Annotated in this window: 4 protein-coding genes; 1 reads left to right on the top strand and 3 read right to left on the bottom strand. The window is 78.2% G+C overall.

What is annotated here, in order from left to right; translation table 11 throughout:
- Positions 1-3: 3 nt before the first annotated feature.
- Complete coding sequence (locus tag ABD419_RS24885; protein WP_344492842.1) at positions 4-477, bottom strand: DUF6597 domain-containing transcriptional factor; 474 nt, start codon at positions 475-477, stop codon at positions 4-6.
- A gap of 162 nt (positions 478-639) precedes the next feature.
- Between ABD419_RS24885 and ABD419_RS24880 the strand changes: the two genes are divergently transcribed.
- Positions 640-1,323, top strand: a complete 684-nt coding sequence (locus ABD419_RS24880) for a hypothetical protein (RefSeq protein WP_344492839.1) — start codon at positions 640-642, stop codon at positions 1,321-1,323.
- Between the two features lie 287 nt (positions 1,324-1,610).
- Here ABD419_RS24880 and ABD419_RS24875 read toward each other — a convergent pair whose 3' ends face one another.
- A complete protein-coding gene (locus tag ABD419_RS24875) occupies positions 1,611-2,123 on the bottom strand; it encodes a LuxR family transcriptional regulator (RefSeq protein WP_344492836.1) in 513 nt (170 codons plus the stop codon).
- Positions 2,123-3,856, bottom strand: a 1,734-nt coding sequence (locus ABD419_RS24870) for a helix-turn-helix transcriptional regulator (protein WP_344492835.1), incomplete at its 5' end; no start/stop codon positions are given. The genes ABD419_RS24870 and ABD419_RS24875, both read right to left, overlap by 1 nt.

Genomic DNA, 3,856 nt, shown 5'->3' with positions numbered 1-3,856 from the left:
CGGTCAGGGCCCCGGCGAGGAGCGCGGCGCGGCGCCACGCCTCGCGGTCGGCGTNTCGGGCCCGTGCCCGGCCCCGGCCCGCACGGTCAGGGCCCCGGCGAGGAGCGCGGCGCGGCGCCACGCCTCGCGGTCGGCGTCGAGGCGGTCGAACAGGTCGTTGTGGGGCCAGAGGTCGGCGAGGGCCGGCTGGGCGTCGCGGACCGCGGTGGCCGGGACCGGCCCGAGCAGGACGCGCGCCGCGCCCGGGCGCAGCCGCACCCCGGCGATGACCTCCCCGGGGGCCAGGGCGGTCTCGCGCGGGCCCGTGTCGGGGCCGGCGACCTCGAGCCGGCCTGCGCGCCACAGCAGGTCGAGGCACCCGTCGGGCACGATCGACGCGGTCTGGGCGGCCGGGGCGCGGCGCACCCACAGGCACGCCGACCAGGGCGCGCCCGCGGGCGCGGGACGCTCCTCATAGGCGCCGGGCCCGGACTCCATGCCCGCAACCGTACCGCGCGGCACCGACATCGGCGGCGGCGCGCGCGACTGGAGGGCGGGCCAGTGTCGGACCCTGCGGGTACGTATTGGAGGATGCAACCCAGTTCACCAGGCCGCACCCGTCCAGGCGCGCGCCTCCGAACCCATGTGAAGGAGCCCCCGATGTCACTGTCGAGTGCCGACATCGCCCATCTGGAAGCGGTGCTGGCGCAAGGGAAGAAACCCAAGGTGGTGTTCACCGACGCCGCCGGGCAGGTCGCCGGCCGCACCGGCAAGGTCGTCGCCCTCGACCCCGCCGGCGTCGACGACTTCGTGCAGGTCGCGTTCGGATCCGACGAGCTGTCGTTCTCCGCGGCCGAGCTGCGCCTCCCGGCCCCCGGCGAAGGCGCCCGCCGCGCCGCCGCCCCGCGGCAGCGCAGCACCGAGCTCACCGGGCCCGGGCTGCTCCCCGACGACCCTGCACCGAAACCGAAACCCGTTGTGAGCGAGAGGAAGCCCGTGACCGAACCCGAGACGCCCGCACCCGCGGCCGAACCGGCCCCGGTGAAGAAGAAGATCGCCCGGCCCCGCACCGCGGCCGCCAAGCACCCCGAGCTTCAGGTGGTCCTGACCTATGAGGACGGCGAATGGTCGGTGGCCGCCACGCGCGGCGCCCGCGCCGTCGTCAAGGGCGCCAAGGTCACCCACACGAACGCGCTGGCGATGTGCCAGGCCGCGGGGTCCGACGAGGTCGGCGAGGTCGTGTCCGAGGTGGTGGAGAAGATCCGCTCCGAGGCCGCCGAGGAGGCCGCCCGGCTGCGCCGCCAGCTCGACGAGGCCGAAGCGCGCCTCGCCGAACTGAAGTAGCCGCAGAAGCGGAGCCGACGGGCCCGGGACGCCGAACGCGGCGGACCGGGCCCGGCTGTGTCCCCTGCCTGGGGGCCCCTCCCCCCCCGCCCCCACCCTCCCTCCACCGCCCTGTCGTTCTGGTGCACCGGCGGCGCCGGTGCGGGTCGGTGCCGTGTCGCGGCTCGGTCGGGTCGGCTCCTCTCGTTCGTGCCCTGTCGGGGTGCTGGAGCCATCGTGCCTGGAGCGGGCTGAAGGGGAGCTGAAGACGCCTGAAGGAGACTTCAGGAAACGGAGCCGGCCCGGGGTCAGTCGCGGGCGTGCTTGATGTAGATCATGACCGCCTCGCGGGTCGTCTTGACGCCCAGGGACTGCCGGGCGGCGGCGATGCGGCGGTTGGCGGTGCGCAGCGACACGAACTCGGCCTCGGCGGCGGCGGCGATCGTCGACCCGGCGGCCAGGCGCGACAGGAGCGCCCGCTGCTCGGTGTCGAGGTCGAGGCCGTCGGCGGCCTCGACCTTCCCCGGGGTCAGACCGAGGGGCCCGACCCGGCGCAGGTCCGCCGCGAGGTTGAGCGCCAGCTGCCCGGAGGCGACCGCGATGATCCCCGCCCCGCGCGCGGCCGCCAGGACCGCCTGCGACGCGGTGTGGTCGTCGCCGACGTGCCCGTGGCACACCAGGCGCCGGTCGGCCAGGTCCCACGCCGGCTCCAGCAGCGCGAACCCGCGGTGCGCCGACCAGCCGCCGGCCGCGCACCGGCGCACCAGCGCCTCGGCCTCGCCCGCGGCGCCGACGACGTGCAGGGGCACCTGCTCGCCCATCAGAGGTCACCGCCCTCGGCCGGCGCGGCCGACAGCAGCACCGCGGCCTCGGTGCGCGTCTTCGCGCCGAGCTTGCGCATCCCCGAGCGGATGTGCGTCTCGACCGTCTCGGCGGTGATCCCCAGTATCTCGGCGATCCGCCGCGACGGGTGCCCGGAGGCGACGTGGCGCAGCACCTCGGACTCGCGGTCGGTCAAACCCCCGCCGCCGCGCGCCGACCGGCGGTCGCGGCGCACGTCGTGCTTGCGCAGGCCCCGGCGGGCGCGCCCGGCCAGGACGATCAGCCCGTGCTCGTCGGCGATCCGCTCGGCCGCCTCCAGCGCGGCGACCGCGGCGTGCGGCTCCCCCGAGTGCGCGGCCAGCGCCAGGAGGCAGCGGACCTGCTCGCGGGCGGCCAGACCGTCCCACGCGGTCGCGGCCTGCGCGAACGGGCCCGGCGCGGCCTTGTCCCACGCCGCGAGGGTCGTCGCCACCGGCGCGGGCCAGGGCGCGGCGTCGGCGGCGACCGGCTCGGTCCCGGTGTCGTAGGCGATCCACCGGCCGGTGATGTGCGCGAGCCCGCCGACCAGGCCCGGCTGGGCCTCGGGGGCCTCGGGGCCCGGTTGGCCGTCGAGCCACGCGGTCTCGTGCTCGAGCCACGCGACGAGCCCGTCGAGGGCCGCGGGGGCGTCGTGCAGGCGCGACAGGCGCGCCCGGGCCGCCCCGAGGGCCCCGGTGTCGGCCTCGGCGAGCGCGATCGACGCGGCGATGAGCGTGTCGGCGACGGCCGGGAGCGCGTGGTCGGCCAGGGACTGGGCCGCGGCGATCACGTTGTCCAGGCCCGTGCCCGACAGGACCAGGCACCAGGCGGCGGCGGCGAGGAACCGGGTCTGCCACGAGTAGGCGCCCTCGGCGCCGGCCCGGTCGGCCGCCTCGTGCGCGACCGCTTCGGCCTCGACCAGGCGGGCCGCGTCGGCCAGGGCGATGACCCGCGACCACGCGCACCAGGCGGCGGTCGTCGCGTCCCCGGCGGCGCGGGCCAGGGCCTCGGCGTGCGCGAGCGCGTCCGGGTCGTCCCCGGCGAGCGCGGCCGCGAGCCCGGGGTGGTCGACGGCGGCGTACGCCGAGCGGACCTCGACCGCGAGCGCGGCCCGCTCGTGCACGGGCGCGCACAGCAGCCGCAGCTGGTCGGTCTCGGGCCCGGCCGGGGCGGTGTCGAGGACCGCGCGGGCGCGCGGGGTCTCGCCGACGGCCAGCAGCGCCCAGGCGCGCACGATCGCGGTCTCCCCGCCGGCGTCGGGGGCGCGGTCGAGGACGGCGAGGGCGGCGTTGGTGCGTCCGGCCTCCAGGGCGGCGCGCGCGGCCGGCACGGCGTGGGCGCCGTCGAGTTCGGCGGCGAGCAGGAGCGCTTCGGCGCGCGTCTGCGGCGACCCGTCGGCCGCGGCGGTCAGCGCTGCGTGGAGGGCGCGGTCGGCGAGGCCGGCGGCGTGGGCGTGGCGGGCGGACTCGACGCCGGCGGTGGCGTCGGCGAGGTGCTCGTGCATGGACCGGCGGGCGTCGGAGTCGAGGATGCCCGCAGCGATCTCGGCCATCCACGGCGACGCGGGCCGCAGGAACGGCCCGTCCCACACCGCGAGGCCGGCGTCGGCGAGGACCGGTGCGCCCTCGCCCAGCAGGCTCGGGTGCGCCGGGCGGCCGAGCAGGCCGAGGACGGCGAGCGCGGTGCGGCCCGCGCGCGGCAGGTCGGCGATCGC

The organism is Glycomyces endophyticus, assembly GCF_039531525.1.
Lineage (GTDB): Bacteria > Actinomycetota > Actinomycetes > Mycobacteriales > Micromonosporaceae > Glycomyces > Glycomyces endophyticus.
This window is presented reverse-complemented; position numbering and strand designations above follow the sequence as displayed.

Bases quoted from the DNA above. Each gene is read 5' to 3' on its own strand.
- ABD419_RS24880 (WP_344492839.1), top strand. From the start codon at position 640: ATGTCACTGTCGAGTGCCGACATCGCCCATCTGGAAGCGGTGCTGGCG.
- ABD419_RS24875 (WP_344492836.1), bottom strand. From the start codon at position 2,123: ATGGGCGAGCAGGTGCCCCTGCACGTCGTCGGCGCCGCGGGCGAGGCC.